Here is a 23,474-nt window from a genome sequence, read left to right as displayed (position 1 = left end):
AGGACAAATGAACAATCCCAATAAAGGCACTCTCGTAATTTCCCTCGACTATGAGTTGATGTGGGGCATCATAGATGTTCTTACCAAGGACGGTTATGGGCAGACGCATGTCAAGCAGGTACCGGATGTTATCAACAAGATGATAGCCCTCTTTGAGAAATATGACGTGCATGCCACCTTCGCTACTGTGGGTATGATCATGTACTCCAACAGTAAGGAGTTGCTTGCAGACATCCCTCAGGTACATCCTACATACAAGCAAACGGTCAAGTCACCTTACGAGCACGATTACATAACTCAGATTACTGCTGAAGAAGAATGTCTTTTCTTCCAACCGGAGGTGGCAAAAAGAATTAACTCACACAAGGGGATGGAGTTTGGTACTCACACCTACTGCCATTACTATTGTTGGGCAGAGGGTCAGACAACAGAACAGTTTGATGCCGACACGAAGAAAGCGGTAGAGGTTGCTAAACGTAATGGTATTGAAATCAAGAGCATTGTCTTCCCAAGGAATCAGGTATCAGACGAACATCTGAAGATTTGTGCAAAATATGGTATCACGTCTTATCGTGGCAATGCGCTCAAGTTCTTCAATGAGCCAAAGAGTACATTTGAGGAGATCAAGAACCGCATCTGCCGACTGCTCGATGCCTATATCAATGTGGGTGGCATGACCTCCATTCCTTACGAAAAGTTGGAATACAAGGAGGGAATGCTGAATGTATGTGCCAGCCGTATGCTTCGTCCGTATAGCTCTCGTCTTTTTTTCTTAGAGGAGCTTCGTCTTAGACGTATCAAGAAGGAAATGACCTATGCCGCCAAGAAGAGTGAGATGTACCACTTGTGGTGGCATCCGCATAACTTTGGTGCAAACATGGAGGAGAACCTTCGATTTCTCGAAGGAGTCCTCCAGACTTATAAAAAGTGCAAGGAACGCTATGGAATGCAGTCCTGTACGATGACTGAAATCAAAGATCAATTATCATAGTATTAACTTTTAATTTTTTATTGTAATGGAACTCAATGAATTTGTAGCAAACTTTGCTGACCTTTTTGATGACACTGATGTAAGTGAAATTCAGCCTTCTACCATATTCCACGACCTCGATGAGTGGTCTTCACTCACTGGTATGGGATGTATCGCTCTCGCTAAGACTCAGTACAGCAAGGTAATCACAGGTGCAGATCTTCGTGCTTGCGTAACCGTAGAGGACGTATTCAACCTCATCAACAATAAGTAAAGAACTCAGTCTTTGACTTCATACGAAAACGATAACGAAGACGAAAACTAAAACGAAAAGTAAAGTAACCATGGAACAATTCAATCCGTTTTCCCTTGTTGGCAAACAGATTCTTGTTACTGGAGCATCATCAGGCATAGGCAAGGGAATCGCTCTTGCTTGTGCCAAGATGGGTGCTACTGTTATCATTACAGGTCGCAACGTAGAGCGTCTGAACGAGACTCTGAGTCTGATGTCCGAAGGTGACCACAAAGCCATCTCTGCTGATCTTACTAAAGCAGAGGATATTGATCGTCTGGTTAGCGAACTGCCTAAACTGGATGGTCTGGTGCAATGTGCAGGTGTGGGTAGTCGTGTTCCTTGCAAGCAGATTAGCAAGGATGATATTGCTCACGTGATGCAGCCTAATATGGAGGCTCCAATTTTGTTGCAAACTGCATTGCTCTCAAAGAAGAAAATCAACAAGGCTTCGTCCATTGTCTATATAGCTTCACGTGCATACCAATCTCCTTCAATGGGTAATGCCGTCTATAGTGCCTCAAAGGGTGCTATTGTGGCATACGCCAAGTGTTTGGCTTTGGAGCTCGCTTCTCGTCAGATTCGTGTCAACTGTGTTTGCCCAGGTATGGTATGGACAGATCTCATCACCAATGATGTTGATAAAGAGACGCTGGAAGGAGCCCAACTCAGATATCCATTGAAACGCTTCGGTACTACCGATGATGTTGCAAACCTTGCCATCTATCTACTGAGTGATGCCTCAGGCTGGATGACAGGTTCATGTGTTGACATCTCCGGAGGTGGTGAAGGCGTTTTGGTATAGAATAATCAAAAAGAACAACAATAATGGCATTTATTAAAGGAATTAGTTACTATCTCCCTGAGAGAGTAGTGACCAACGAAGAACTGCTTCAGGAGTTTCCTGAGTGGAGTGTGGACAAGGTAGCAGCCAAGGTGGGTGTGAACAGCCGACACCTTGCTGGCGAAAATGAGACTGCCGGCGATATGGCAGAGAAGGCTGCCCGCAAGTTGTTTGAGGAATATAACATTGATCCAAAGGCCATCGACTTTGTGATGCTTTGCACCCAGAGTCCTGATTACTTCCTGCCTTCAACTGCATGCATCCTTCAAAATCGGTTGGGCATCCCTACAACAGCAGGTGCTGTCGACTATAATTTGGGTTGTAGCGGTTGTGTATATGGTATTGCTATGGCAAACAGCTTCGTGAAGAGTGGTCTTGCAAAGAATGTACTCGTGTTGACTGCAGAAACCTATCAGAAGTATCTCCATCCATCCGACAAGAGCAATCGTTCCATCTTTGGTGATGGTGCTGCTGCTTGTCTGATCTCAATCGAGGGTATGGCAGAAATTGGAAAGTGCGTATTAGGAACTGATGGTTCAGGCGCAGATAACCTGATTGTAAAGACTGGTGCGGCTCGTTGTAAGCAGGCTACTGGTGTTGTAGTAGAGGATGAGGACGGTCACCAGTGTTTTGATGACTACCTGTATATGAATGGTAGTGCCATCTTCAATTTCACGCTGGATGCCGTTCCTGCAATGATGGCTCAAATTTTGGAGAAGAACCAAATGCAGAAGGACGATGTGGATTACTATGTATTCCATCAGGCAAACAAGTTCATGCTGAACACTATCCGCAAGGTGTGCGTATTGCCAAAGGATAAGTTCTATGTGAATCTTGAAGAAACAGGCAATACTGTATCATCTACTGTGATGATAGGTTTAAAGGATTGCATAGAGGCTGGTACCATACACAAAGGTATGTGGGTAATGTGTGCAGGATTTGGTGTGGGTTTAAGTTGGGGTGGTGTAATATTAAAGTTCTAATATATGTATAACTTCAAACATATTACTCACAAAAGAATACCGCAACTTGTGGAGTATAACAAGCAAACCTGTCAAACACCTCGTACTTCAACTAGGTATATGTTTGAGAGGAATAATATTTATCTAAAGTAACTAAGATTCGATTTATATAGGATGTTTTAGAAAGTACTTGCATTTTACTTATCAGATATGAATCCAATATAAAGAATACTTATAGTAATAATATCGGTATCCATAAACATTGGTATAAATATAATAATTAATAAAACAAGATGAAAACTTTAACGGTATTTACTCCAGCTTACAATAGGAGCGATACATTGGTGAGGCTATATGAAAGTTTGTGTCGCCAGACATGTGATGATTTTGAGTGGCTTATTATAGATGATGGTTCTACAGATAATACTGAAGATGTTGTGAAACCGTGGTTGAAAGAACAGAAATTCCCTATTCGCTATATAAAGAAAGAAAATGGAGGTCTACATACTGGCTATACTACAGCCATAGCAAATATGGATACAGAGTTGAATGTTTGTATAGATAGCGATGACTATATGCCTGACAATGCTGTGGAAATTATTGTAAGTACTTGGGAAAAAAAATGTAGAGGTAAGAATTTAGCTGGTATAGTTGGTTTGGACTACAGGCTTGACGGAACAGCTAATGGAGGTGAGTTTGTTAAAGAAGGACCATTTCATTTCCATGAAATTGCGAAATTTCATATTGGCGATGACAAGAAAGTTTGTCGTACTGATTTATTAAAGGCGTTACCTCCGATGCCTGTGTTTAAAGGTGAGAAAAATTTTAATCCTATATACTATTATTTGCAGGTTGATGCAGAATACAAGTTTCTTGTTATAAATAAGAATCTTTGTTTTGTGGATTATCAAGTTGATGGTATGTCGGCAAATCTTTATCACCAGTTCAAAAACTCCCCACATAGTTTTGCACAACTTCGCAGGTTGTATATGTCAATGACATATTTCACATGGACTAAACATTTTCGTAATGCGATGCATTATGTGTCCAGTTGTATTTTTGGGCACGAATGGGATATGCTTTTTACTTCACCTCGCCCATTTATAACCTTTTTAGCAATCCCTGGAGGCATAATTCTAAATATATATATAAGATATAAGACACTATAAAGAATGGCGAAAAATATCATAGTATCATATTTGGGGAGACATGGAGCTGGTGCAGAATATTCTTTTGAAATGACTAGAGGATTATTAGCTCATGGTTGTAATGTATATGTAATTATATCTGCACAAGTGGATAATCTAGAGCTTTGGAAAGTTCTTCCGGTGAAAAAACTGTTTTTGATACCTACATCTAATCACTATCAAGATTTAATTTCAGCCACATGGCAATTTTTGTTTAAGTATATTGGAGAGATAAAATCGTACTTTAAAAATATTAAAGTTGATGTGTTATATGCCCCGATGGGGCATCCTTGGATATTGGTAATGCGTTATCTCGTTTTTAGGGATGCAAAGTTTGTGTTTACTTGTCATGATCCAATTGTTCATCCTAATGAACCGTTACTTCCTGTGCTTGGACAACGTTGTGCTATATGGATGGCCGATTCTGTTGTGATTCTATCAAAAATTTTTTTCAACTATATGGTAGAACACTATAAGAAGAAAAGAGAGAATATTGTAGTGATTCCTCATGGTGCTTTTTCACACTATGATGATGTTAATTATGTAAACATGGAGGCAACATTTCCAATAGCAAAATACAATTTTCTGTTTTTTGGTCGAATAACAAAATATAAGGGTATAGAAATGCTTGCCGAAGCATATAGAAAATTAGCATTGGAACGTAACGATATATCACTGCGTGTAATAGGTTCTGGCGATATATCGGAATATAAGGAGGCACTTGCATCTTGCCCAAACACAGTTGTGGAAAACAGATTTGTAGGAGATAATGAAGTCTGTAAATATTTCTCAATGCCTAACACTATTACGGTAATATCATATACTTCTGCTTCACAATCAGGGGTAATTCCTATCGCTATGCGTGCAAATTCACTTCTTATTGTAACAAATAATGAAGGACTGCTGGAACAGACTTTAGATGGCCAATTAGCATTGATTTCTGATATATCTATGATTTCACTTTATATGCAGATGAAAAATGCTGTAGAAAATTTTGATGACCATAAAACAATGATTAGAAAAGCTCAAGATTACATAAATTCCTTATCCTGGGATAATCTTGCAAAGATTCTACTTGACCATATAAATAAAGCGATAGCATAATAATGCTTCACGTAAGAAGATGTTCATTAAACTCAATTGTTTCATCGCCAAGGGTTTATGAAGCAGTTGAGTATAAGACTTACAGAATATTCTCAATTGATACGGTGGAAGAACTAAAGGTGGTAAAAATGTTTTTTTAAAAGTGAATACAAAATAATTTATGCAACAGAGATACAAAATAATTCGTGCCTGCACAGTACCCATGTCACTGGTATTTGTGAATGGTATGCTTCCAGACCTTCAGAAGAAGTACGAGGTAGTGTTGCTCTCATCCTCGGGTCCCGAGTGGGAGGAAGTGCATCAATTGCATCCTGATGTAAAGTGTATAGAATTAAATATACAGCGTCACATATCACTCACTAAAGACTTGAGAACATTGTGGCAACTGTGGCGCACATTCCGCAAGGAGAAACCACAAATGGTGCACTCCATGACTCCTAAGGCCGGATTACTCTGTATGATGGCTGCGTGGTTGGTCGGTGTTCCAGTGCGCGCACATACGTTCACGGGGCTAGTATTCCCCACTACCGTGGGGTTGAAAAGGAAGATTCTGATGGCGGCTGATTGGCTGACTTGTGCCTGCGCTACACATATTATTCCAGAAGGCGAAGGTGTGAAGAACGATCTCTTAAACAATGGAATTACCCGGAAACCTATTAAAGTTCTTGGTTATGGCAATTGTCGTGGAATAGATATTAAACGCTTTGATAAGACCCCAGAAATTATGGCTGAAGCTGAGAAGTTACGGAAAGAGGGTGTTTGCACTTTTGTTGCTGTTGGTCGTTTAGTTGGTGACAAGGGAATTAATGAACTAGTTGAGGCTTTCGTTAAATTAAATAAAGAGCATCCTGATACACGCTTGGTTCTTGTTGGTTCTGAGGAAAAGGAACTTGACCCTTTGAAGCCTGAAACAATGAAGGTCATTGCTGAGTGCACGGCTATTAGTGCAGTGGGTAGTCAGAGTGATGTGCGTCCCTGGTTTGCGGCGGCGGATATTGCTGTGCTCGCATCTTATCGGGAGGGATTTCCCAATGTTGTGATAGAAGCCGGTGCTATAGGTCTACCTCAGATTGTGACTGATATTAATGGTTCGCGTGAAATTGTCATAGAAGGTGAGAATGGAATTATCATTCCTCCCAAAAGTGTTGATGCTCTTTATAATGCCATGAAACGTATGCTTGACGTTAATTACCGTAATGCCCTTGCTAAGAATGCTCGCAAGCTGATAGCTTCGAGATATGAGCAGGGATTTGTGCGTAAATGTTTATATGATTTCTACGATAGTATATTATAATATGTATAAACACTTTTTCAAAAGGTTGATTGATGTCTGCATTGCTTTTATAGCATTGAGCATTCTGTTTATTCCGCTGGCAATCATAACGCTTTGGTTACATTTTGCCAATAAAGGTGCCGGAGCATTCTTCTTTCAGGAGCGTCCCGGCAGAGGAGGCAAGCTATTTAAGATTGTAAAGTTCAAAACTATGACCGACGAGCGCGATGCTGACGGTAATTTTCTACCTGATGAGAAGCGGTTAACGAGAGTTGGAAAATTTGTGCGTTCTACAAGTATTGATGAATTACCACAGTTTTGGAATGTATTAATTGGCGACATGTCACTAATCGGTCCCCGTCCATTGCTGGTGCAATATTTACCCCTGTATAGTAAAGAGCAGGCTCGTCGTCATGAAGTACGTCCCGGAATCTCCGGTTGGGCGCAGTGTCATGGACGTAATTCATTGTCATGGGACGAGAAATTTGCTTTGGATGTGTGGTATGTAGACCACTGTACACTGATTACGGATATTAAGGTAATTTTCATAACAGTCAAAAAGGTGCTTGTTCGTGATGGTATCTCACAAGAGGGCAACGCTACTATGAAACCTTTTAACGGAAATAACTAATGTATTTATACGGTGCTAGTGGTCATGCCAAAGTGATTATTGATATTATAAAGGCACAAGGCGGGGGAGTGGAAGGTGTGGTGGATGATGATCCTGACCTTAAAGAGCTGAGGGGTATTCCTGTGTTGCATGATGTTATCGGTTTATCTCCTTTCATCATTAGTATTGGCAACTGCAAGATACGTAAGATGATTGCTGAACGACTTAATTGCGAGTTTGCAACAGTAATTCACCCATCTGCTATCATTTCTTCTACTGCCACAATTGGCGAGGGAACAGTGGTAATGCAAGGTGCCATTATCCAAACTGAAGTGCAGATAGGCAAGCATTGTATCATCAACACAAAGGCGAGCATCGACCATGAGTGTGTGATTGGCGATTATGTGCATATAGCACCTGGATGCACTATCAGCGGTGATGTACATGTTGGCGAGGGCACTTGGATTGGAGTGGGAACAACTATCATACAAGGTATACACGTGGGCAAGAACTGCTTTATTGGTGCCGGTAGCGTAATAGTAAAGGATATACCGGACAATTGTAAGGCTTATGGAGTTCCTTGCAAAATAGTAGAAACAATCAAATAAGATATAAAAAATGAGTTACATTCCTGAAAAAACAATTTATCTCTGCCTTGCCCACATGAGCGAAGAGGGGATTGAGCAGAAATATGTAAAAGAAGCATTCGATACTAACTGGGTGGTGCCTTTGGGACCAAACGTGAATGCGTTTGAACATGACCTTAAGAACTTTGTTGGGGGCAAGAATGAGGTTGTTGCCTTGAGCGCCGGTACAGCTGCTGTGCATCTCGCATTGATTGGCTGCGGTGTTCATGCTGGTGATGAAGTATTGGTACAAAGCTTTACTTTTTGCGCTTCGTCGCATCCGATAATTTACCTTGGTGCTAAGCCTGTGTTCGTTGGCTCTGAAAAGGATACTTGGAATATGGACCCGGTATTATTGGAGGAAGCTATAAAAGATCGTATCTCTAAAACAGGTAAGAAGCCGAAGGCGATTGTTCCTGTGGCACTTTATGGTATGCCTTATGATTGCGAAAAAATCATGGAGATTGCAAACCGCTATGACATTCCTGTTGTAGAGGACGCTGCGGAAGGTTTTGGCAGTAAGTTCGATGATAAGGTGTTAGGTACTTTTGGTAAATTTGGTGTTCTTTCGTTCAATGGTAACAAGATGATTACCACATCAGGTGGTGGTGCTTTGATTTGCCAAAACGCTGAAGATAAAAATACCATTATGTGGTATGCTACGCAAGCTCGTGATGCTTATCCTTACTACCAACATACAGCTATCGGTTATAATTATCGTATGAGTAACATTTGTGCTGGTATTGGCCGTGGACAGATGACTGTTGCAGATACGCATATTACTCACCACAAGCATGTTCAGGCACTCTATGAAGATCTATTGGCGGATGTGGTGGGTGTGCACATTCACAAGCAGCCTGCTGATTCTCGCTATGATGCAAACTTCTGGTTATGTACTGCCACTATTGACTCCGATGTAAAGATTGTTGGTCAGGAAAAAGCTTATAAAGAAGTTATTAAAACAGCCGTAGGTGGTGCTGCCGGTGTGATCAAAGCTGTGGATAGTGCCACAACGGATTGTCAGCCCAATGCAAACGTGGAGGCACTGCGTGTATTTATGCTTTCCAAGAGGATTGAGGCACGGCCTGTATGGAAACCAATGCACAAGCAACCGGTTTATGCGGATGCTCCTTTCTATACTAATGGAGTAGAAGAGGAAATCTTCAAGGTCGGATTCTGTCTTCCTGCCGGACCGTATGTAACTGATGATGATGTGCATTACATTGTAGAGAAAATAAAAGAAGCGATTATAAAATAATAGTTGAACCATTAATATTATAAGCAAGAGAATATGTGGAGGAGCATCAAAGAAATATGTAGGTCCCTGAGCTCATGATATATTCATGAATTCCCTGCATTATATGAGTTGTTAGCGTCCCCAAATGACGTCTTAAAACGTAAGCACTCATTGTATGGCTCTTGCCCCATCTTTATTGGCGTCTTATCTTTGTACTCATAATTTAAACATATTTGATTATGAACATGAGTGAATTTTACAGTGAATTTTTATTCCGTTACCAAACTGATGGTGCTCCGCGTAAGATTTCCATCAATGCTTATTGCATTCAAGAAGGTGTTGAATGCCGTAATTTCATCAAGTGGTATCGTGATAACAAGAAGCGTATCCGCGAGTCAGAAATGGAAGAGATCCGTTTGCGTCCTGTTACGTTAACAGGTGCTTCCCCGGAGCATTCTCCTATTCCGTTGTTGTCGTCTCACTCCTCTTCGGAAGATGCGAACGTTGTTTGTTTCCACTTGAAATTGAGTAACGGTATTGAGATAAATAAAGAGAATTGTAATTTGGAAAGCCTCACTTACCTTCTTCAAAGTATGCGTAGAGATAATAAAAATCTTTCCAACCAACTATCCCAAGCACTGGAAGATAAGGCTCAGTCTGAGAAGCAATCCGCCCTTCTTTCCAGTGCTTTGGAAGAGTTGAAAAATCTCCACGCTTCTGAACTCTTTGAAATAGAAAAACAGAAACATCAGTTATATGGTTGCAAGTCTGAAAAGTCTTCCTCCTTACGCAAAGTACCGGATAAAGACCTTAAAAGTGATAAGGATGATTTTGACGGCAGCAATCCTCCTAAAGTATCTTGCGATGATTCATCAACCCCTGTTACATCGGAAATGACTAATAGTGAACCCGCTTCCTCCTTCAGTTCTGTATCCCGTCCTCATCGTTCGGATTACAGTAAGCGTTGCACCCGCGTTGATAATGTTTTGATGCATTATTGTGATGTAAGCGGTATCCCTTCAGATGCCCGCAAGCTTGATGTCCGCCACTGGATTCTTTATAAACTGGATTGGAGCGTTACCAAACATGTTTTAGAGTTGCTTCGTTTGATAGATAAAGAAGGCACAATTTCTAATTATTACAAAGCAGATGAAGCAAACGACACTTTGCATCCTTTTGCGAATGTGCTTCCCGGTTATCATGTAGATATTGATATGATTGCTCAGATTCTTGTTGACAAGTATCAATACAGCATGTCTTTGGAACGTGTGGTCGACCGCTTCAAGGATGTTGACGCGGATTTTTCCTCTTCTACAGTCTTGAATTGGGTTCATAGGCATATCCGGGAGCTTGACAAGCTTGACGCTCCTTTGCGCAGTATCCTGCTGACTGAGGGCAGTTTTCTTTTTTGTGATGAAACCACCGAACAAGTCAAGGTCTTTAACAAGTCAACCGGCAAGTTCGAGTATCGTAAGAAATACATTTTGGGCATAAAGAATTCCGCTTTAAAAGTCGCTTACTATTTGTACGACCATGGCAGCTTCAGCATGGCTGTGGCCGAGAATTTTTTCCGTAACTTCTTCGGTAGTATCACCACTGACGGCTACAATGTTTACAAGTTGTTTGACCGTCATCGAAAAGGGATTACCCGCTACGGTTGTATGGCTCATGTGCGGTGCAAGTTTGTGGATGCTTTGAATACCTCAAGCCGATATTTGATGAGACCCAGGTTTTTGCTGCCAATCTTTTCATCAAGGCGGTTCGTTATGCGGTGAACGAATGGGAGGCTGTATGCCGTTATGTGACCAATGACCAGGCGGAGATTGATAACAACACCGCAGAGCGTATGATGAAGCCTGTTTGTCTGGGTAGGAAGAACTATTTGTTCTGTGGCTCGGAGCAGGCGGCTAAAAATACGTCCTTGATTTACTCGATTATTGAAAGCTGCAAGATGAACGGGCTTCGTCCTGTTAAATATATTGCGGATGTTTTACGAAAATTAGTATCCGGAGAAATGGATTATATGGCACTTCTGCCAATGAATATTGCAAAATAACCTAATTATTAATCAAAAATATAACTTAAAGTGGGCTACAATACCTTTACGGGTATTATAGTCACACAGTGAGTGCTTACAGTTTTTATTAAGAATATGAATAAGATAAAGAGTGTTCTTAAATCGATATGGATTTTTTGTAAGTTTCTTTTTTGGCCTCAAAAAGTAAAACGGTTGCCCAACAATGAATGAATATGGATTTTGACAAAGATTTTTTAGAGAGATTATTTGAACAGGCTATTGAGAGTCCACGCCTTCGTCAAAGTTTTGACCTGCGTACATCTTCAGCCGATTCCAGTCAGCGAATACTTAATGCATTGTTGTCTGGAACTGTAGTTCCGATTCACCGACATCTGAATACCAGTGAGACGGTTATCTGTCTGTGTGGAAAGATGGATGAGGTAATTTATGAAGAATCTGATTCAAATAAAGAAGTTCCATCTCTCCGTGAGGTGCAACGCATTCGGCTTTGTCCCGCAGAAGCCAGGTATGGATGTCAAGTCCCTATGGGAGCTTGGCATACTGTGGAAGTGATTGAGCCTTCTGTTATCTTTGAAGCCAAAGATGGGGCTTATGCTCCAGTTACAAGCGAGAATGTTTGGAGTTATGAATAGTAAGCTTCTTAGAATACATTTTATAATATGAGAATATTAATAGATAACGGACACGGCAAAGAAACTCCCGGCAAGTGTTCACCAGACAGTCGTTTGAAGGAGTACGCATATACTCGTGAGATTACTGACAGGGTAGTAGCCGGATTGCAGGATCAAGGCATTGATGCCATGCGTATTGTGCCGGAAGAAAATGATGTGGCGTTATCTGAACGTGTGAGGCGTATCAATGCATTCGGCAAAGAAGCTATATTGGTATCAATCCACTGCAATGCGATGGGGAATGGCGTTGAGTGGATGTCCGCAAACGGATGGAGCGTATTTGTTGGTAACAATGCTTCAATGAATAGCAAACGGCTTGCCCGGCAACTGGCGCAAGCTGCCTTGAACAGAAAAGTGAAAGTCCGTCATCCGTCTCCACAGGATATCTATTGGACTGCCAATCTTTATATCTGTCAGAAAACGAATTGCCCGGCAGTGCTGGTCGAGAATTTCTTTCAGGACAATAAGGAGGATGTTGAGTTCCTTCTCTCGGAAGAAGGGAAGCAGTGTGTCACTAATATATTGCTGGAAGGTATTATGAACTATTTAAAGGAATATCAAAGAAATATGTAGGTCCCTGAACTCATGATATATTCATGAATTCCCTGCATTATACGAGTCAAGAAGAATACAGCGGTATATTCCTGACTTATACCCTCATATTGGCGTTGAAGCTGATATGTGTTTGTATGTAAGATATATCAACTGTCTGTGAAGATGGTTGATATATTGGTTTTAGGGGGTATGTTGATTAGCGTTTTATTTTTATCGGTTTAAGGGAAAATAATTATGGATTAGTATATATTCTCGGATTTACTTGTTACCTTTGTGGTATAAAAAAACTCATAAAATGAAAAAGAAGGAATCTCATGATATAGAGAAGAAAGAATATCCTGCACATGTGTCAGAACCAACTTCTGAATATGGAGCTTATTCAAGTTCTACATCTATACCAGGTTGTTGCTCAATAGATGAACTTCATACTATTTTGGATCGTGTAGAGAAGAATTTTTCTCAGGGAAAAAAGGTGTGTAATGAAGAAGCCTTAAAGAGAATAATGTCGTGGTAGAGTTTCAAGTTGAATGGGATGAAGGAGCTTTAGATGTTTTCAAAGCAATATTTCAGTGGTATAAGAAGAATTTAGGTCAGAAAGCTGCAGATAAGTTTCGAAATGGCATATTGAATGCTGTTCGTATTTTACAGTCTAATCCTCAATTAGGTAAGGTAGAAGAACTATTGGTAGGTAGAGAGAAGCAATACCGTTCTTTATTAGAGTATCCTCATCATCGTATAATTTATTTTATAGAAGATTCTGTAATTTATATCGCATATATATGGGATAATCGCATGGATAGTAAAATGATTCCTATTGTAGTGAAATAAATGGTTTGAATGTGGTGATATATCTTTTCTCTGTGAAGATGGTTGATATATTGGTTTTAGGGGGTATGTTGATTAACGTTTTATTTCTATCGGTTTACGAGAAAATAATTATGGCTTAGTATATATTCTCGAATTTACTTATTATATTTGTGGTATAAATAGCGTAAATAAGTAACTCAGAGCCATTAAAGAGATATAGAAATGAAAACATTATCAGAATATGTCAGCTTATTGCACCACTATATGCAACAAAATGCATCTAAATATGGAATTTTGCGTATGGGAATATTTGGTTCGGTAGCTCGCAACGAACATACTGCTACAAGTGATGTCGATATTTATATAGAAGGGCAACTCCATGGCTTTTTTGCTTTTGCTGAGTGAGAGTGGCATGATGAAATCTATCGTATTTGTAAGGAGGATATCATATCTTTGCATCAGATGATAAAGCGGATAATGAACGATTTACGATAGTAAGTAAGTTTTTAGTGAAAAATATAATTGATATGGAAGATTTGCAAAGATTATATCCTATCGGGATTCAGACATTCTCGAAGATACGTGAGGGGAATTACCTCTATATTGATAAGACGGAGTATGTTTACCGGATGACTCATTCGGCTTCTGGTTATATGTTCTTAAGTCGTCCGCGGCGTTTTGGTAAATCATTGCTTACTTCCACATTGCATAGTTATTTCTCCGGCCGCAAGGAACTTTTTCGTGGGTTAGCTATGGAAAAATTGGAGAAGGAGTGGGTGGAGTATCCGGTACTGCATTTTGATATGAGTACTGCCAAGCATGCGGATAAGGAGCAACTGTTGCAAGAATTAAATCTGAAATTATTTGGTTATGAGCAGATTTACGGACGGTTGGATGAGGAAGTTAATCCTAATCAACGTTTGATGGGATTGATAAAACGTGCTTACGAGCAGACTGGGAAAAAAGTGGTTGTACTTATTGACGAATATGATGCTCCTTTGCTAGATGTGGCGCACGAACCGAAAATTCTTGATGTATTGCGTAACATTATGCGTAACTTCTACAGTCCGTTGAAAGCTTGTGATCCTTATTTGCGTTATGTGTTTCTGACCGGTATAACCAAATTCTCTCAACTTAGTATTTTTAGTGAACTGAACAATCTTGAGAACATCAGTATGGATGAGCCTTATGCTGCCATCTGTGGGATTAGCGAGGATGAGATACATTCTCAAATGAAAGAAGATGTGGATGAGTTGGCGAAGAAATTGGAGGTTACATCAGAGGGGGCTTTGATGAAGTTGAAAGAAAATTATGATGGGTATCATTTTACTTATCCGTCGCCGGATATGTACAATCCATTCAGTTTGCTTACAGCTATGGAGAAAGGTAAGATTGGTTCTTACTGGTTTGGTAGCGGCACGCCTACATATTTGATAAAGATGCTGGATAAATATGGTGTAGAGCCTTCCGAAATAGGGAGGAAAATGGCTGCTGTAGAGGACTTTGATGCGCCAACGGAAAGAATGACAAGCATTCTTCCGTTATTATATCAAAGTGGCTATATCACAATAAAGGATTTTGACAAGGAATTGGACTTATACGCATTGGATATCCCCAATAAGGAAGTAAGAATAGGCTTGATGAAAAGTCTTCTTCCGCATTATGTCGGCAGTAAAGCTCCGGAAACTACGACTATGGTGGCTTATCTATCCCGTGATATCCGTAATGGTGATATGGATGCTGCTTTACATCGCTTGCAAACATTCTTGTCTACGATACCTCAGTGTGATAACACAAAATATGAGGGGCATTATCAGCAGATATTTTATATTATATTCAGCCTGTTAGGTTACTATGTGGACGTGGAAGTCCGCACTCCCCGTGGACGGGTGGATATGGTGTTACGTACAAAGACTACGCTATATGTGATGGAGTTGAAGTTGGATAAGGATGCGGATATGGCAATGGAACAGATTGACTTGAAGAATTATCCGGAACGTTTTGCTTTGTGCGGATTACCTATCGTAAAGGTGGCTGTCAACTTTGATAGTGAACGTTGTACAATAGGAGGGTGGAAGATTTTAAATGCCTGATTATATTGTTGACTGATAGTCTATTATATACTTGAACGAATAAAAAGAGCTCCGCAAGGGGCTTTTTCCTTTTCTATGCGAGATAAAAGCCGCACCTTTGCATCGTTGATCAACGAAACGTGAATAAATAACTTGAATTTGAATCTTTAAAAAAACGTAGTATGAGTGTAATTTACAAAGTCATTACGCGACCGACAGATCCGCGTGTCCCTAATTCTCCCAAGAGATTTTTTCCGCATCTGATTACTTTAGGCCAGTCTGTCAATTTGAGATATCTCGCTGAGAAGATGAAGGATCGTTCTTCTCTTTCTGTCGGTGATATCAAAAGTGTGATTCAGAACTTCGTGGATAAGATGAAGGAACAGTTGCTGGAAGGTAAATCGGTGAATATCGAAGGGTTAGGAGTGTTTATGTTGGCTGCCCGTTCGAAAGGTGCGGATCTAGCGAAGGATATCACTGCTAAAAGTGTGGAGAGTGTTCGTATCTTTTTTCAAGCGAATAAGGAACTGCGTGTCACAAAGACTGCAACACGGGCAGATGAGAAGCTGGACTTGATCAGTCTGGATGAATATCTGAAGAAAATCAGTGTTGCTGTAGCACCGGGAAATCCGGATGATGGCGGTGATGAAGGTGGCGGCAACGAAGGGGGAGATGACGGAGAAACGCCTGATCCGGCCGCTTGATTAATTGACAGCTCACAATTGGCTGTCTGGTAGTTTGTTTAATGTTTAATTTAAAAAGTAGAATGTCTATGAAAAGAACTTGGAGTATGATTTTGAAAGTGATTATTGCTGTTGCCGGTGCAATCGCCGGAGTGATTGGTGTACAGGCGGCAACGATGTAATTGGTATCTTGTAGTTAAGATATAATTAGGTATGAATGGCAGGCGGGAAAAATCCCGCCTGTTTTGTGTTTTAGAGGGATGTGGTATTTAACAAAACTGAAATAATAATCAAACTCGTTGGCTGAGTACTGGATTTTATCTACCTTTGCGTCTTAATTTAATGCGTTTTTTAAGCTAGAAAAAACATGATTCGAAAAATAATAAAAGCTCTCTGGATTTTATTGGCAATTGGAGTAGTGGCTGTCGTCACTATATTTGTTTCCATCTCGAAAGGTTGGATAGGATATATGCCGCCTGTAGAGGAATTGGAGAATCCGAGTTATAAGTTTGCGACGGAGATTTTCTCGGAAGATGATAAGGTACTGGGTACTTGGTCTTACAGTAAAGAAAATCGTGTATATACTGCCTATAAGGATTTGTCACCCAATATCATTAATGCATTGATTGCTACGGAAGATGTTCGTTTCGTCGAACATTCGGGTATTGACGCCAAGGCGTTGTTCCGTGCATTTGTGAAACGCGGTTTGATGTTCCAGAAAAATGCAGGTGGGGGTAGTACCTTGTCACAGCAGCTTGCCAAGCAGTTGTTTACGGAAAATGTGGCGAGAAATACTCTTCAACGTCTTTTTCAGAAGCCTATTGAATGGGTGATTGCTGTGAAGCTCGAACGCTACTATACTAAAGAAGAAATTCTGAGCATGTATCTCAATAAGTTCGACTTCTTGAATAATGCTGTCGGTATTAAGACGGCGGCTCATACTTATTTTGGCTGCGAACCGAAGGAATTGAAACTGGAAGAAGCGGCTACTTTGGTCGGTATGTGTAAGAATCCATCGCTTTATAATCCAGTACGTTTCAATGAACGTTCCCGTGGACGTCGTAATGTGGTACTTGAGCAGATGCGTAAAGCGGGATATATCACAGAAGCCGAATGTGATTCTTTAAAAGCTCTTCCGTTGAAGTTGACTTATAATCGTGTAGACCACAAAGAAGGGTTGGCGACTTATTTCCGTGAGTATCTCCGTGGTGTAATGACCGCACCGAAGCCGGTGAAAAGTGATTATCGCGGTTGGCAAATGCAGAAGTTCTACGAAGATTCTCTTTCTTGGGAAACCAATCCGCTGTATGGCTGGTGTGCGAAAAACAAAAAGAAGGACGGAACAAATTATAATATCTATACTGATGGGTTGAAGATTTATACTACCATCAACTCACGTATGCAGCAATATGCTGAAGATGCTGTGAAAGAGCATTTGGGTGATTATCTGCAACCGGTATTCTTCAAGGAAAAAGAGGGTAGTAAGAATGCTCCTTATGCAAGGTCTTTGCCGGAAAAACGAGTAGAAGAATTGCTGACTAAGGCGATGAAGCAGACCGACCGTTACCGTCTGATGAAGGAAGCGGGAGCTTCGGAACAGGAGATTCGGAAAGCGTTCGACAAGCCGGAAGAAATGACTGTCTTTTCCTGGAAAGGGGATAAAGATACGATTATGAGCCCGATGGACTCTATCCGTTATTACAAGTCTTTCCTGCGTACAGGATTTATGTCGATGGATCCGATGAACGGACATGTGAAGGCTTATGTAGGCGGACCGAATTATGTATATTTCCAGTATGACATGGCTATGGTAGGACGCCGCCAGGTAGGATCTACTATCAAACCCTATCTGTATACACTGGCTATGGAGAATAATTTCTCTCCTTGTGACCAGGTGCGTCACGTAGAACAGACATTGATCGACGAGAATGGAACTCCGTGGTCACCGCGTAATGCTAACAACAAGCGTTATGGTGAAATGGTGACTTTAAAATGGGGACTGGCCAATTCAGACAACTGGATTTCTGCTTACCTGATGGGTAAACTGAATCCGTATAATTTGGTGAGACTTATTCATAGTTTCGGTGTACGTAATAAAGCTATCGACCCGGTTGTTTCACTTTGTCTCGGTCCTTGCGAAATCTCTGTCGGTGAAATGGTGAGTGCTTATACAGCTTTCGCTAATAAAGGTATTCGTGTAGCTCCGCTGTTTGTTACCCGTATTGAAGATAGTGACGGCAATGTGATTTCTACATTTGCACCACAGATGGAAGAGGTAATCAGCGTTTCGAGCGCTTACAAGATGCTGGTCATGCTTCGTGCCGTTATTAATGAAGGAACAGGTGGACGTGTCCGCCGTTATGGTATCACTGCCGATATGGGTGGAAAAACGGGAACGACCAATGACAACTCCGATGCCTGGTTTATGGGATTCACTCCCTCACTGGTATCCGGTTGCTGGGTAGGAGGTGACGAACGTGATATTCACTTCGGTAGAATGACTTATGGACAGGGAGCTGCTGCTGCACTGCCTATCTGGGCACTCTACATGAAGAAGGTATACGATGACCCGACTTTGGGATACGACCAGCAAGAAACGTTCAAACTTCCTCAGGGATTTGACCCTTGTGCCGGTTCGGAAACTCCGAATGGCGAAGTGGAAGAAATGGGGTTGGACGACTTGTTTAACTAAGCTTCTTCTCCTGCCATGCATAAGTGTATCATCTGCATTGGAAGTAACTACAACCGGAAGGAAAATCTGTTTTTTGCGCGGCAAAAGCTGGCGGATTTGTTTCCTTCCATTCGTTTCACGTCTGAGCAGGAAACGCAGCCTTTGTTTTTCCGGAGCCCGGCGTTATTTTCCAATCAGGTAGCACAGTTCTTTTCCGAAGCCGGGGAAGAGATGGTAAAGAAGGAGTTGAAAGCCATCGAGAAATCTGCCGGCCGTCGTCCGGAAGATAAGAAAGAAGAAATAGTTTGCCTGGATATTGATTTGCTCACTTTTGACGACAGGGTATTGAAACCTGAGGACTTGAAAAGGGAGTATATCGTGAAGGGATTAGAAGAATTAAAATAGATTCAGATATGAAATTTCTGGGAATAATACCTGCCCGTTATGCATCCACACGCTTCCCCGCGAAACCGTTGGCTATCCTGGGTGGAAAAACAGTGATACAACGTGTATATGAACAAGTAGCGGGCGTATTGGATGACGCTTATGTAGCTACTGACGACGAACGGATCGAAGCGGCTGTAAAAGCTTTCGGGGGCAAGGTGGTGATGACTTCTGTTCATCATAAAAGCGGTACGGACCGTTGCTACGAAGCTTGTAGCAAGATTGGTGGTGATTTTGATGTCGTTGTTAATATACAGGGTGACGAACCTTTTATCCAACCTTCGCAGCTGAATGCCGTAAAGGCTTGTTTTGAAGATCCGACTACGCAAATTGCAACATTGGTGAAACCTTTCACTGCCGATGAGCCGTTTGCCGTACTCGAAAATGTGAATTCACCGAAAGTGGTAGTCAATACTAACTGGAACGCACTTTACTTCAGTCGTTCTATTATCCCTTATCAGCGTAATGCCGAAAAGCAGGATTGGCTGAAAGGACATACCTATTATAAACATATCGGCCTGTATGCTTATCGCACGGAAGTGCTGAAAGAGATTACGGCTCTCCCGCAGTCTTCTCTTGAAATAGCCGAGTCGTTGGAACAGCTTCGTTGGCTGGAAAACGGGTATAAGATAAAGGTAGGTATCAGTGATGTGGAAACGATTGGTATTGACACTCCTCAGGACTTGGAACGTGCAGAGGAATTTTTGAAAAACAGAGGATAGTCTTATGGATCGCACGATACAACCTGAAATACAAACCCTGAAAAACTTCCGGATACTTACTCCTGTCCGGACTACTTTGCCGAATGGTATTCCGCTGACCGTTATCAATGCCGGTGAGCAGGATGTGGTACGTATGGATATACTTTTTGCCGGAGGTCGCTGGCAGCAGTCGCAGAAACTGCAAGCTTTGTTCACCAACCGGATGCTGCGTGAGGGGACTGCGAAATATACGGCGGCAACAATTGCCGAAAAACTGGATTATTATGGTTCGTGGCTCGAACTGTCCAGCTCTTCGGAATATGCTTATATCACAGTCTATTCGTTGAATAAGTATTTGGCGAAAACATTGGAGGTGGTGGAGTCCATGATTAAGGAACCGCTTTTCCCGGAAAAAGAACTGCGGACTATCCTGGATACGAATATCCAACAATATCTGGTCAATACTTCCAAAGTTGACTTCCTGGCACATCGCAGTCTGCTGAAATCTCTCTACGGAGAACAACATCCATGCGGAAAGATAGTGATGGAAGAAGATTACCATATTATCACTCCGGATGTACTTCGTGATTTCTATGAACGGCATTATCATTCGGGCAACTGCTTCATTTTTCTTTCCGGGAAGGTGACAGAAGATAGTATTCGCCGGGTGACGGATACTTTTGGTGTTCCGTTCGGACAATATCAATTACAGATGCCGAAATTAAGTTTTCCGTTTGCTGCTGTTCCTGAAAAGAGAATTTTTACAGAGCGTGAGGATGCGATGCAGAGTGCAGTGAAAATGGGATGTACCACTATCACTCGTGAACATCCGGATTATCCGAAATTGCGGGTACTGATGACTTTGTTCGGTGGTTATTTCGGTAGTCGCCTGATGTCTAATATCCGCGAAGAAAAAGGATATACCTATGGGATTTCGGCAGGTATCATGTTCTATCCTGATAGCGGGACGCTGCTTGTTTCCACGGAAACGGACAATGAATATGTGGAACCGCTGATACAGGAAGTGTATCACGAAATTGACCGTCTGCATCAGGAACCTGTGTCTATGGAAGAACTGACAATGGTGCGCAACTATATGCTGGGCGAAATGTGCCGGAGCTATGAGTCACCTTTCTCGCTTTCGGATGCATGGATATTTATAGCTACTTCCGGTCTGACTGACGATTACTTTTCTGATTCCCTGCATGCTGTGAATGAGATTACACCTGCAGAGATACAGGATTTGGCACAGCGCTATTTATGCAAAGAGACATTAAAAGAGGTCATCGCAGGTAAAAAGTTGTCATAATTTGCTTTCCGGTAGGGGAATGTATGGGAGAGAAATTGTATCTTTGTCCAAATTGTAAATCTAAAAAAGAGTAACTACTAAAATAAATGAGGAAATATCTATATACTACACTTTTATTGGCTCTCCTTGCACAAGCGGGAGCGATGGCACAAGAAAATGAAGGAAAAAAAAGCGGATTTTTCGGGAAAATCAAAGATACATTCTCTACTGAAATAAAGATTGGCAACTATACTTTCAAAGATGGTAGTGTCTATACTGGTGAAATGAAAGGACGTAAACCGAATGGAAAAGGGAAAACAGTCTTTAAGAACGGTGATGTCTACGAAGGGGAGTACGTGAAGGGAAAACGTGAAGGCTACGGCATTTATATGTTTCCCGACGGTGAAAAGTATGAAGGACAATGGTTTCAAGACCAGCAGCACGGAAAAGGTATCTATTATTTTATGAATAATAACCGTTATGACGGTATGTGGTTTCAGGATTACCAGCATGGTGAAGGAACGATGTATTATCACAACGGTGACTTGTATGTAGGCAACTGGGTTAATGATAAACGCGAAGGCAAAGGTACTTATACCTGGGCGAACGGCGCAAAATATAGTGGTCACTGGAAGAACGACAAGAAGAACGGCAAAGGTACCATGAATTGGGATGATGGCTGTAAGTATGACGGTGATTGGAAAGACGATGTCCGCCATGGTAAAGGGGTCTTTGAATATACCAACGGCGATAAATACGATGGTGACTGGGCGGATGACATTCAACATGGAAAAGGTACGTACTTCTTCCACACGGGTGATCGTTATGAGGGTTCTTATCTTTTAGGTGAACGTACCGGCACGGGTGTTTACTATCACGCGAACGGTGATAAATATGTAGGAAACTTCAAGGATGGTATGCAGGACGGCAAAGGTACTTTCACGTGGTCGAACGGTGCTGTGTACGAAGGTTCTTGGAAAAACAACAAACGTGACGGAAAGGGTATCTACAAATGGAGCAATGGCGACGTTTACGATGGTGACTGGAAAGATAATCGTCCGAACGGGCAGGGTACTTTAAAGACTGTCGCAGGTATGCAATATAAAGGTGGTTTCGTTGACGGACTGGAAGAAGGACAAGGTGTGCAAGTCGACAAGGATGGCAACCGCTTCGACGGTTTCTTCAAACAGGGAAAAAAGGACGGTCCGTTTGTGGAAACGGATAAGGACGGAAAGGTTATTAAAAAAGGAACCTATAAGTTAGGAAGACTTCAATAAAAAGATAGAGATACTAAAAAGAAAACGGTGAACAAATTGCGTAGTGCAATATTTGTTCACCGTTTTTTTTAACGATATTGATTCGTTTAGATTATGTATTGTGAGCTGATTGACTCGTTATTCATAACGCGTTTGATAGTTTCAGCAAACATATCGGCAATACTTAACTGTTTTACTTTTGCGCATTTCTTAGCGTAAGGGATACTGTCGGTAAATACCATTTCAGTCAGACCGGACTCTTGTACACGGAAAGAAGCAGGATCGGACATTACACAGTGACTGGCGATAGCCCGTACAGATGCTGCGCCGGCTTCTAGCATGATGTTGGCAGCTTTAGTGATTGTCCCTGCTGTATCTACGATATCGTCAATCAGTACAACGTTCTTGTTGCTCACGTCACCGATGATTTGCATGGAAGCAACTTCATTTGCTTTTTCACGTGATTTGTTACAGAGTACCAATGGCACACCGAGATATTTGGAGAAAGTACTGGCGCGTTTTGAACCGCCTACGTCCGGTGTAGCAATCACCAGATTTTCCAGGTTTAATGACTGGATGTAGGGGAGGAATACGGCTGATGCATACAGGTGATCTACGGGAATGTTGAAGAATCCCTGAATCTGGTCTGCATGCAAGTCCATGGTAATCAGTCGGTCGATACCTGCCACAGAAAGCAGATCGGCTACCAACTTAGCTCCGATAGATACACGAGGTTTGTCTTTTCTGTCCTGACGGGCCCATCCGAAATAGGGGACTACGGCTACAACGCTCTTTGCAGATGCACGTTTTGCAGCATCGACCATCAGGAGAAGTTCCATTAAGTTGTCTGAGTTAGGGAAAGTGGATTGAACCAGGAATACATGTGCGCCACGAATTGACTCCTCATATGAAACCGCAAATTCACCATCGGCAAAATGCGTAATGTTCATATTTCCCAGAGGACAATCCAGGCTTGCGCAGATTTTTTCTGCAAGATATCTCGAGTTCGTTCCCGAGAATACCATAAAGGGTGCTTTTTCGCTCATTTTGTAATAGATGTTTTACCTATTTGTTAATTTGCCTGCAAAGGTAGGAATTTCTCTTATTATTTAGAAGGACTTATTGTATAAAAAATATTTTTCTCTCCAACTTATCGGAAATATTTGTAGATTTGCAATAAATA

26 protein-coding genes are annotated in these 23,474 nt (G+C 41.5%); 25 read left to right on the top strand and 1 reads right to left on the bottom strand.

Annotated elements, in window-relative coordinates; translation table 11 throughout:
• Positions 1-7 precede the first annotated feature (7 nt).
• The 25 genes from BacF7301_RS18970 to BacF7301_RS18850 all read left to right on the top strand — a co-directional run bounded on the left by BacF7301_RS18970 (position 8) and on the right by BacF7301_RS18850 (position 22,312).
• Positions 8-991, top strand: a complete 984-nt coding sequence (locus tag BacF7301_RS18970) for a polysaccharide deacetylase family protein (protein ID WP_167965265.1) — start codon at positions 8-10, stop codon at positions 989-991.
• Between the two features lie 25 nt (positions 992-1,016).
• Entirely contained in the window at positions 1,017-1,244 is a 228-nt protein-coding gene (locus BacF7301_RS18965) for an acyl carrier protein (RefSeq protein ID WP_167965263.1), read from the top strand.
• Positions 1,245-1,314: 70 nt separating this feature from the next.
• Complete coding sequence (locus BacF7301_RS18960) at positions 1,315-2,067, top strand: SDR family NAD(P)-dependent oxidoreductase (protein WP_167965261.1); 753 nt, start codon at positions 1,315-1,317, stop codon at positions 2,065-2,067.
• Positions 2,068-2,087: 20 nt separating this feature from the next.
• Positions 2,088-3,089 (top strand): 3-oxoacyl-ACP synthase III family protein, encoded by a 1,002-nt coding sequence (locus tag BacF7301_RS18955; protein ID WP_167967249.1) that lies wholly within the window; start codon positions 2,088-2,090, stop codon positions 3,087-3,089.
• 272 nt (positions 3,090-3,361) lie between these two features.
• Positions 3,362-4,237 (top strand): glycosyltransferase family 2 protein, encoded by an 876-nt coding sequence (locus BacF7301_RS18950; RefSeq protein WP_167965259.1) that lies wholly within the window; start codon positions 3,362-3,364, stop codon positions 4,235-4,237.
• Between the two features lie 3 nt (positions 4,238-4,240).
• Complete coding sequence (locus tag BacF7301_RS18945; RefSeq protein WP_167965257.1) at positions 4,241-5,359, top strand: glycosyltransferase family 4 protein; 1,119 nt, start codon at positions 4,241-4,243, stop codon at positions 5,357-5,359.
• Positions 5,360-5,519: 160 nt separating this feature from the next.
• Positions 5,520-6,653, top strand: a complete 1,134-nt coding sequence (locus BacF7301_RS18940; protein WP_167965255.1) for a glycosyltransferase family 4 protein — start codon at positions 5,520-5,522, stop codon at positions 6,651-6,653.
• 1 nt (position 6,654) lies between these two features.
• Positions 6,655-7,263 carry a sugar transferase gene (locus BacF7301_RS18935; protein ID WP_167965253.1) on the top strand — a complete coding sequence of 203 codons (609 nt, stop codon included), beginning with the start codon at positions 6,655-6,657 and terminating at the stop codon, positions 7,261-7,263.
• Positions 7,263-7,850 carry an acetyltransferase gene (locus BacF7301_RS18930; protein WP_167965251.1) on the top strand — a complete coding sequence of 196 codons (588 nt, stop codon included), beginning with the start codon at positions 7,263-7,265 and terminating at the stop codon, positions 7,848-7,850. Before BacF7301_RS18935 ends, BacF7301_RS18930 begins: the two co-directional genes overlap by 1 nt.
• Positions 7,851-7,860: 10 nt before the next feature.
• The gene (locus BacF7301_RS18925; RefSeq protein ID WP_167965249.1) at positions 7,861-9,126 is read left to right on the top strand and encodes a DegT/DnrJ/EryC1/StrS family aminotransferase; all 1,266 of its coding nucleotides are present in this window, start codon (positions 7,861-7,863) and stop codon (positions 9,124-9,126) included.
• A 218-nt stretch (positions 9,127-9,344) separates the two neighbouring features.
• Complete coding sequence (locus tag BacF7301_RS25965) at positions 9,345-10,880, top strand: IS66 family transposase (RefSeq protein WP_245208267.1); 1,536 nt, start codon at positions 9,345-9,347, stop codon at positions 10,878-10,880.
• Entirely contained in the window at positions 10,877-11,161 is a 285-nt protein-coding gene (locus tag BacF7301_RS25960) for an IS66 family transposase (protein ID WP_245208266.1), read from the top strand. The genes BacF7301_RS25965 and BacF7301_RS25960 overlap by 4 nt, the downstream gene beginning before the upstream one ends.
• Before the next feature lie 194 nt (positions 11,162-11,355).
• Positions 11,356-11,775: a WbuC family cupin fold metalloprotein gene (locus BacF7301_RS18910; RefSeq protein WP_167965247.1), complete on the top strand. Its 420-nt coding sequence runs from the start codon at positions 11,356-11,358 to the stop codon at positions 11,773-11,775.
• A gap of 27 nt (positions 11,776-11,802) precedes the next feature.
• Positions 11,803-12,387 carry an N-acetylmuramoyl-L-alanine amidase gene (locus tag BacF7301_RS18905; protein ID WP_167965245.1) on the top strand — a complete coding sequence of 195 codons (585 nt, stop codon included), beginning with the start codon at positions 11,803-11,805 and terminating at the stop codon, positions 12,385-12,387.
• Positions 12,388-12,664: 277 nt separating this feature from the next.
• Positions 12,665-12,883 (top strand): hypothetical protein, encoded by a 219-nt coding sequence (locus BacF7301_RS18900; RefSeq protein WP_167965243.1) that lies wholly within the window; start codon positions 12,665-12,667, stop codon positions 12,881-12,883.
• On the top strand, positions 12,877-13,197 hold the full coding sequence (locus tag BacF7301_RS18895; protein WP_167965242.1) for a type II toxin-antitoxin system RelE/ParE family toxin: 321 nt from the start codon (positions 12,877-12,879) through the stop codon (positions 13,195-13,197). The genes BacF7301_RS18900 and BacF7301_RS18895 overlap by 7 nt, the downstream gene beginning before the upstream one ends.
• Before the next feature lie 201 nt (positions 13,198-13,398).
• Positions 13,399-13,581, top strand: a complete 183-nt coding sequence (locus BacF7301_RS18890; RefSeq protein WP_167965240.1) for a nucleotidyltransferase family protein — start codon at positions 13,399-13,401, stop codon at positions 13,579-13,581.
• Between the two features lie 122 nt (positions 13,582-13,703).
• Entirely contained in the window at positions 13,704-15,269 is a 1,566-nt protein-coding gene (locus BacF7301_RS18885) for an ATP-binding protein (protein ID WP_167965238.1), read from the top strand.
• A gap of 161 nt (positions 15,270-15,430) precedes the next feature.
• On the top strand, positions 15,431-15,952 hold the full coding sequence (locus BacF7301_RS18880; RefSeq protein ID WP_167965236.1) for an HU family DNA-binding protein: 522 nt from the start codon (positions 15,431-15,433) through the stop codon (positions 15,950-15,952).
• Positions 15,953-16,020: 68 nt separating this feature from the next.
• Positions 16,021-16,113, top strand: a complete 93-nt coding sequence (locus BacF7301_RS18875; protein WP_156150203.1) for a smalltalk protein — start codon at positions 16,021-16,023, stop codon at positions 16,111-16,113.
• A gap of 185 nt (positions 16,114-16,298) precedes the next feature.
• Positions 16,299-18,623, top strand: coding sequence for a transglycosylase domain-containing protein (locus tag BacF7301_RS18870; protein ID WP_167965234.1), 2,325 nt, complete (start codon positions 16,299-16,301; stop codon positions 18,621-18,623).
• A gap of 15 nt (positions 18,624-18,638) precedes the next feature.
• Positions 18,639-19,007, top strand: a complete 369-nt coding sequence (locus tag BacF7301_RS18865) for a 2-amino-4-hydroxy-6-hydroxymethyldihydropteridine diphosphokinase (RefSeq protein ID WP_167965232.1) — start codon at positions 18,639-18,641, stop codon at positions 19,005-19,007.
• 8 nt (positions 19,008-19,015) lie between these two features.
• Positions 19,016-19,768 carry a 3-deoxy-manno-octulosonate cytidylyltransferase gene (gene kdsB, locus BacF7301_RS18860; protein ID WP_167965230.1) on the top strand — a complete coding sequence of 251 codons (753 nt, stop codon included), beginning with the start codon at positions 19,016-19,018 and terminating at the stop codon, positions 19,766-19,768.
• Between the two features lie 4 nt (positions 19,769-19,772).
• On the top strand, positions 19,773-21,056 hold the full coding sequence (locus BacF7301_RS18855) for a M16 family metallopeptidase (protein WP_167965228.1): 1,284 nt from the start codon (positions 19,773-19,775) through the stop codon (positions 21,054-21,056).
• An 86-nt stretch (positions 21,057-21,142) separates the two neighbouring features.
• Entirely contained in the window at positions 21,143-22,312 is a 1,170-nt protein-coding gene (locus BacF7301_RS18850) for an MORN repeat-containing protein (RefSeq protein ID WP_167965226.1), read from the top strand.
• Positions 22,313-22,398: 86 nt separating this feature from the next.
• Here the strand turns inward: BacF7301_RS18850 and BacF7301_RS18845 are convergent, their stop codons facing one another.
• Positions 22,399-23,337, bottom strand: coding sequence for a ribose-phosphate pyrophosphokinase (locus BacF7301_RS18845; protein ID WP_167965224.1), 939 nt, complete (start codon positions 23,335-23,337; stop codon positions 22,399-22,401).
• Between the last annotated feature and the right edge of the window lie 137 nt (positions 23,338-23,474).

This window comes from Bacteroides faecium, assembly GCF_012113595.1.
Taxonomy (GTDB): domain Bacteria; phylum Bacteroidota; class Bacteroidia; order Bacteroidales; family Bacteroidaceae; genus Bacteroides; species Bacteroides faecium.
Note: the sequence above shows the minus strand (reverse complement) of the source record. Positions and strands in the feature narration are given on the sequence as shown.

Coding starts and splice junctions, on each gene's coding strand:
- BacF7301_RS18970 (WP_167965265.1), top strand. CDS start 8: ATGAACAATCCCAATAAAGGCACTCTCGTAATTTCCCTCGACTATGAG.
- BacF7301_RS18965 (WP_167965263.1), top strand. CDS start 1,017: ATGGAACTCAATGAATTTGTAGCAAACTTTGCTGACCTTTTTGATGAC.
- BacF7301_RS18960 (WP_167965261.1), top strand. CDS start 1,315: ATGGAACAATTCAATCCGTTTTCCCTTGTTGGCAAACAGATTCTTGTT.
- BacF7301_RS18950 (WP_167965259.1), top strand. CDS start 3,362: ATGAAAACTTTAACGGTATTTACTCCAGCTTACAATAGGAGCGATACA.
- BacF7301_RS18945 (WP_167965257.1), top strand. CDS start 4,241: ATGGCGAAAAATATCATAGTATCATATTTGGGGAGACATGGAGCTGGT.
- BacF7301_RS18940 (WP_167965255.1), top strand. CDS start 5,520: ATGCAACAGAGATACAAAATAATTCGTGCCTGCACAGTACCCATGTCA.
- BacF7301_RS18935 (WP_167965253.1), top strand. CDS start 6,655: ATGTATAAACACTTTTTCAAAAGGTTGATTGATGTCTGCATTGCTTTT.
- BacF7301_RS18930 (WP_167965251.1), top strand. CDS start 7,263: ATGTATTTATACGGTGCTAGTGGTCATGCCAAAGTGATTATTGATATT.
- BacF7301_RS18925 (WP_167965249.1), top strand. CDS start 7,861: ATGAGTTACATTCCTGAAAAAACAATTTATCTCTGCCTTGCCCACATG.
- BacF7301_RS25965 (WP_245208267.1), top strand. CDS start 9,345: ATGAACATGAGTGAATTTTACAGTGAATTTTTATTCCGTTACCAAACT.
- BacF7301_RS18910 (WP_167965247.1), top strand. CDS start 11,356: ATGGATTTTGACAAAGATTTTTTAGAGAGATTATTTGAACAGGCTATT.
- BacF7301_RS18905 (WP_167965245.1), top strand. CDS start 11,803: ATGAGAATATTAATAGATAACGGACACGGCAAAGAAACTCCCGGCAAG.
- BacF7301_RS18900 (WP_167965243.1), top strand. CDS start 12,665: ATGAAAAAGAAGGAATCTCATGATATAGAGAAGAAAGAATATCCTGCA.
- BacF7301_RS18890 (WP_167965240.1), top strand. CDS start 13,399: ATGAAAACATTATCAGAATATGTCAGCTTATTGCACCACTATATGCAA.
- BacF7301_RS18885 (WP_167965238.1), top strand. CDS start 13,704: ATGGAAGATTTGCAAAGATTATATCCTATCGGGATTCAGACATTCTCG.
- BacF7301_RS18880 (WP_167965236.1), top strand. CDS start 15,431: ATGAGTGTAATTTACAAAGTCATTACGCGACCGACAGATCCGCGTGTC.
- BacF7301_RS18875 (WP_156150203.1), top strand. CDS start 16,021: ATGAAAAGAACTTGGAGTATGATTTTGAAAGTGATTATTGCTGTTGCC.
- BacF7301_RS18870 (WP_167965234.1), top strand. CDS start 16,299: ATGATTCGAAAAATAATAAAAGCTCTCTGGATTTTATTGGCAATTGGA.
- BacF7301_RS18865 (WP_167965232.1), top strand. CDS start 18,639: ATGCATAAGTGTATCATCTGCATTGGAAGTAACTACAACCGGAAGGAA.
- kdsB (WP_167965230.1), top strand. CDS start 19,016: ATGAAATTTCTGGGAATAATACCTGCCCGTTATGCATCCACACGCTTC.
- BacF7301_RS18855 (WP_167965228.1), top strand. CDS start 19,773: ATGGATCGCACGATACAACCTGAAATACAAACCCTGAAAAACTTCCGG.
- BacF7301_RS18850 (WP_167965226.1), top strand. CDS start 21,143: ATGAGGAAATATCTATATACTACACTTTTATTGGCTCTCCTTGCACAA.
- BacF7301_RS18845 (WP_167965224.1), bottom strand. CDS start 23,337: ATGAGCGAAAAAGCACCCTTTATGGTATTCTCGGGAACGAACTCGAGA.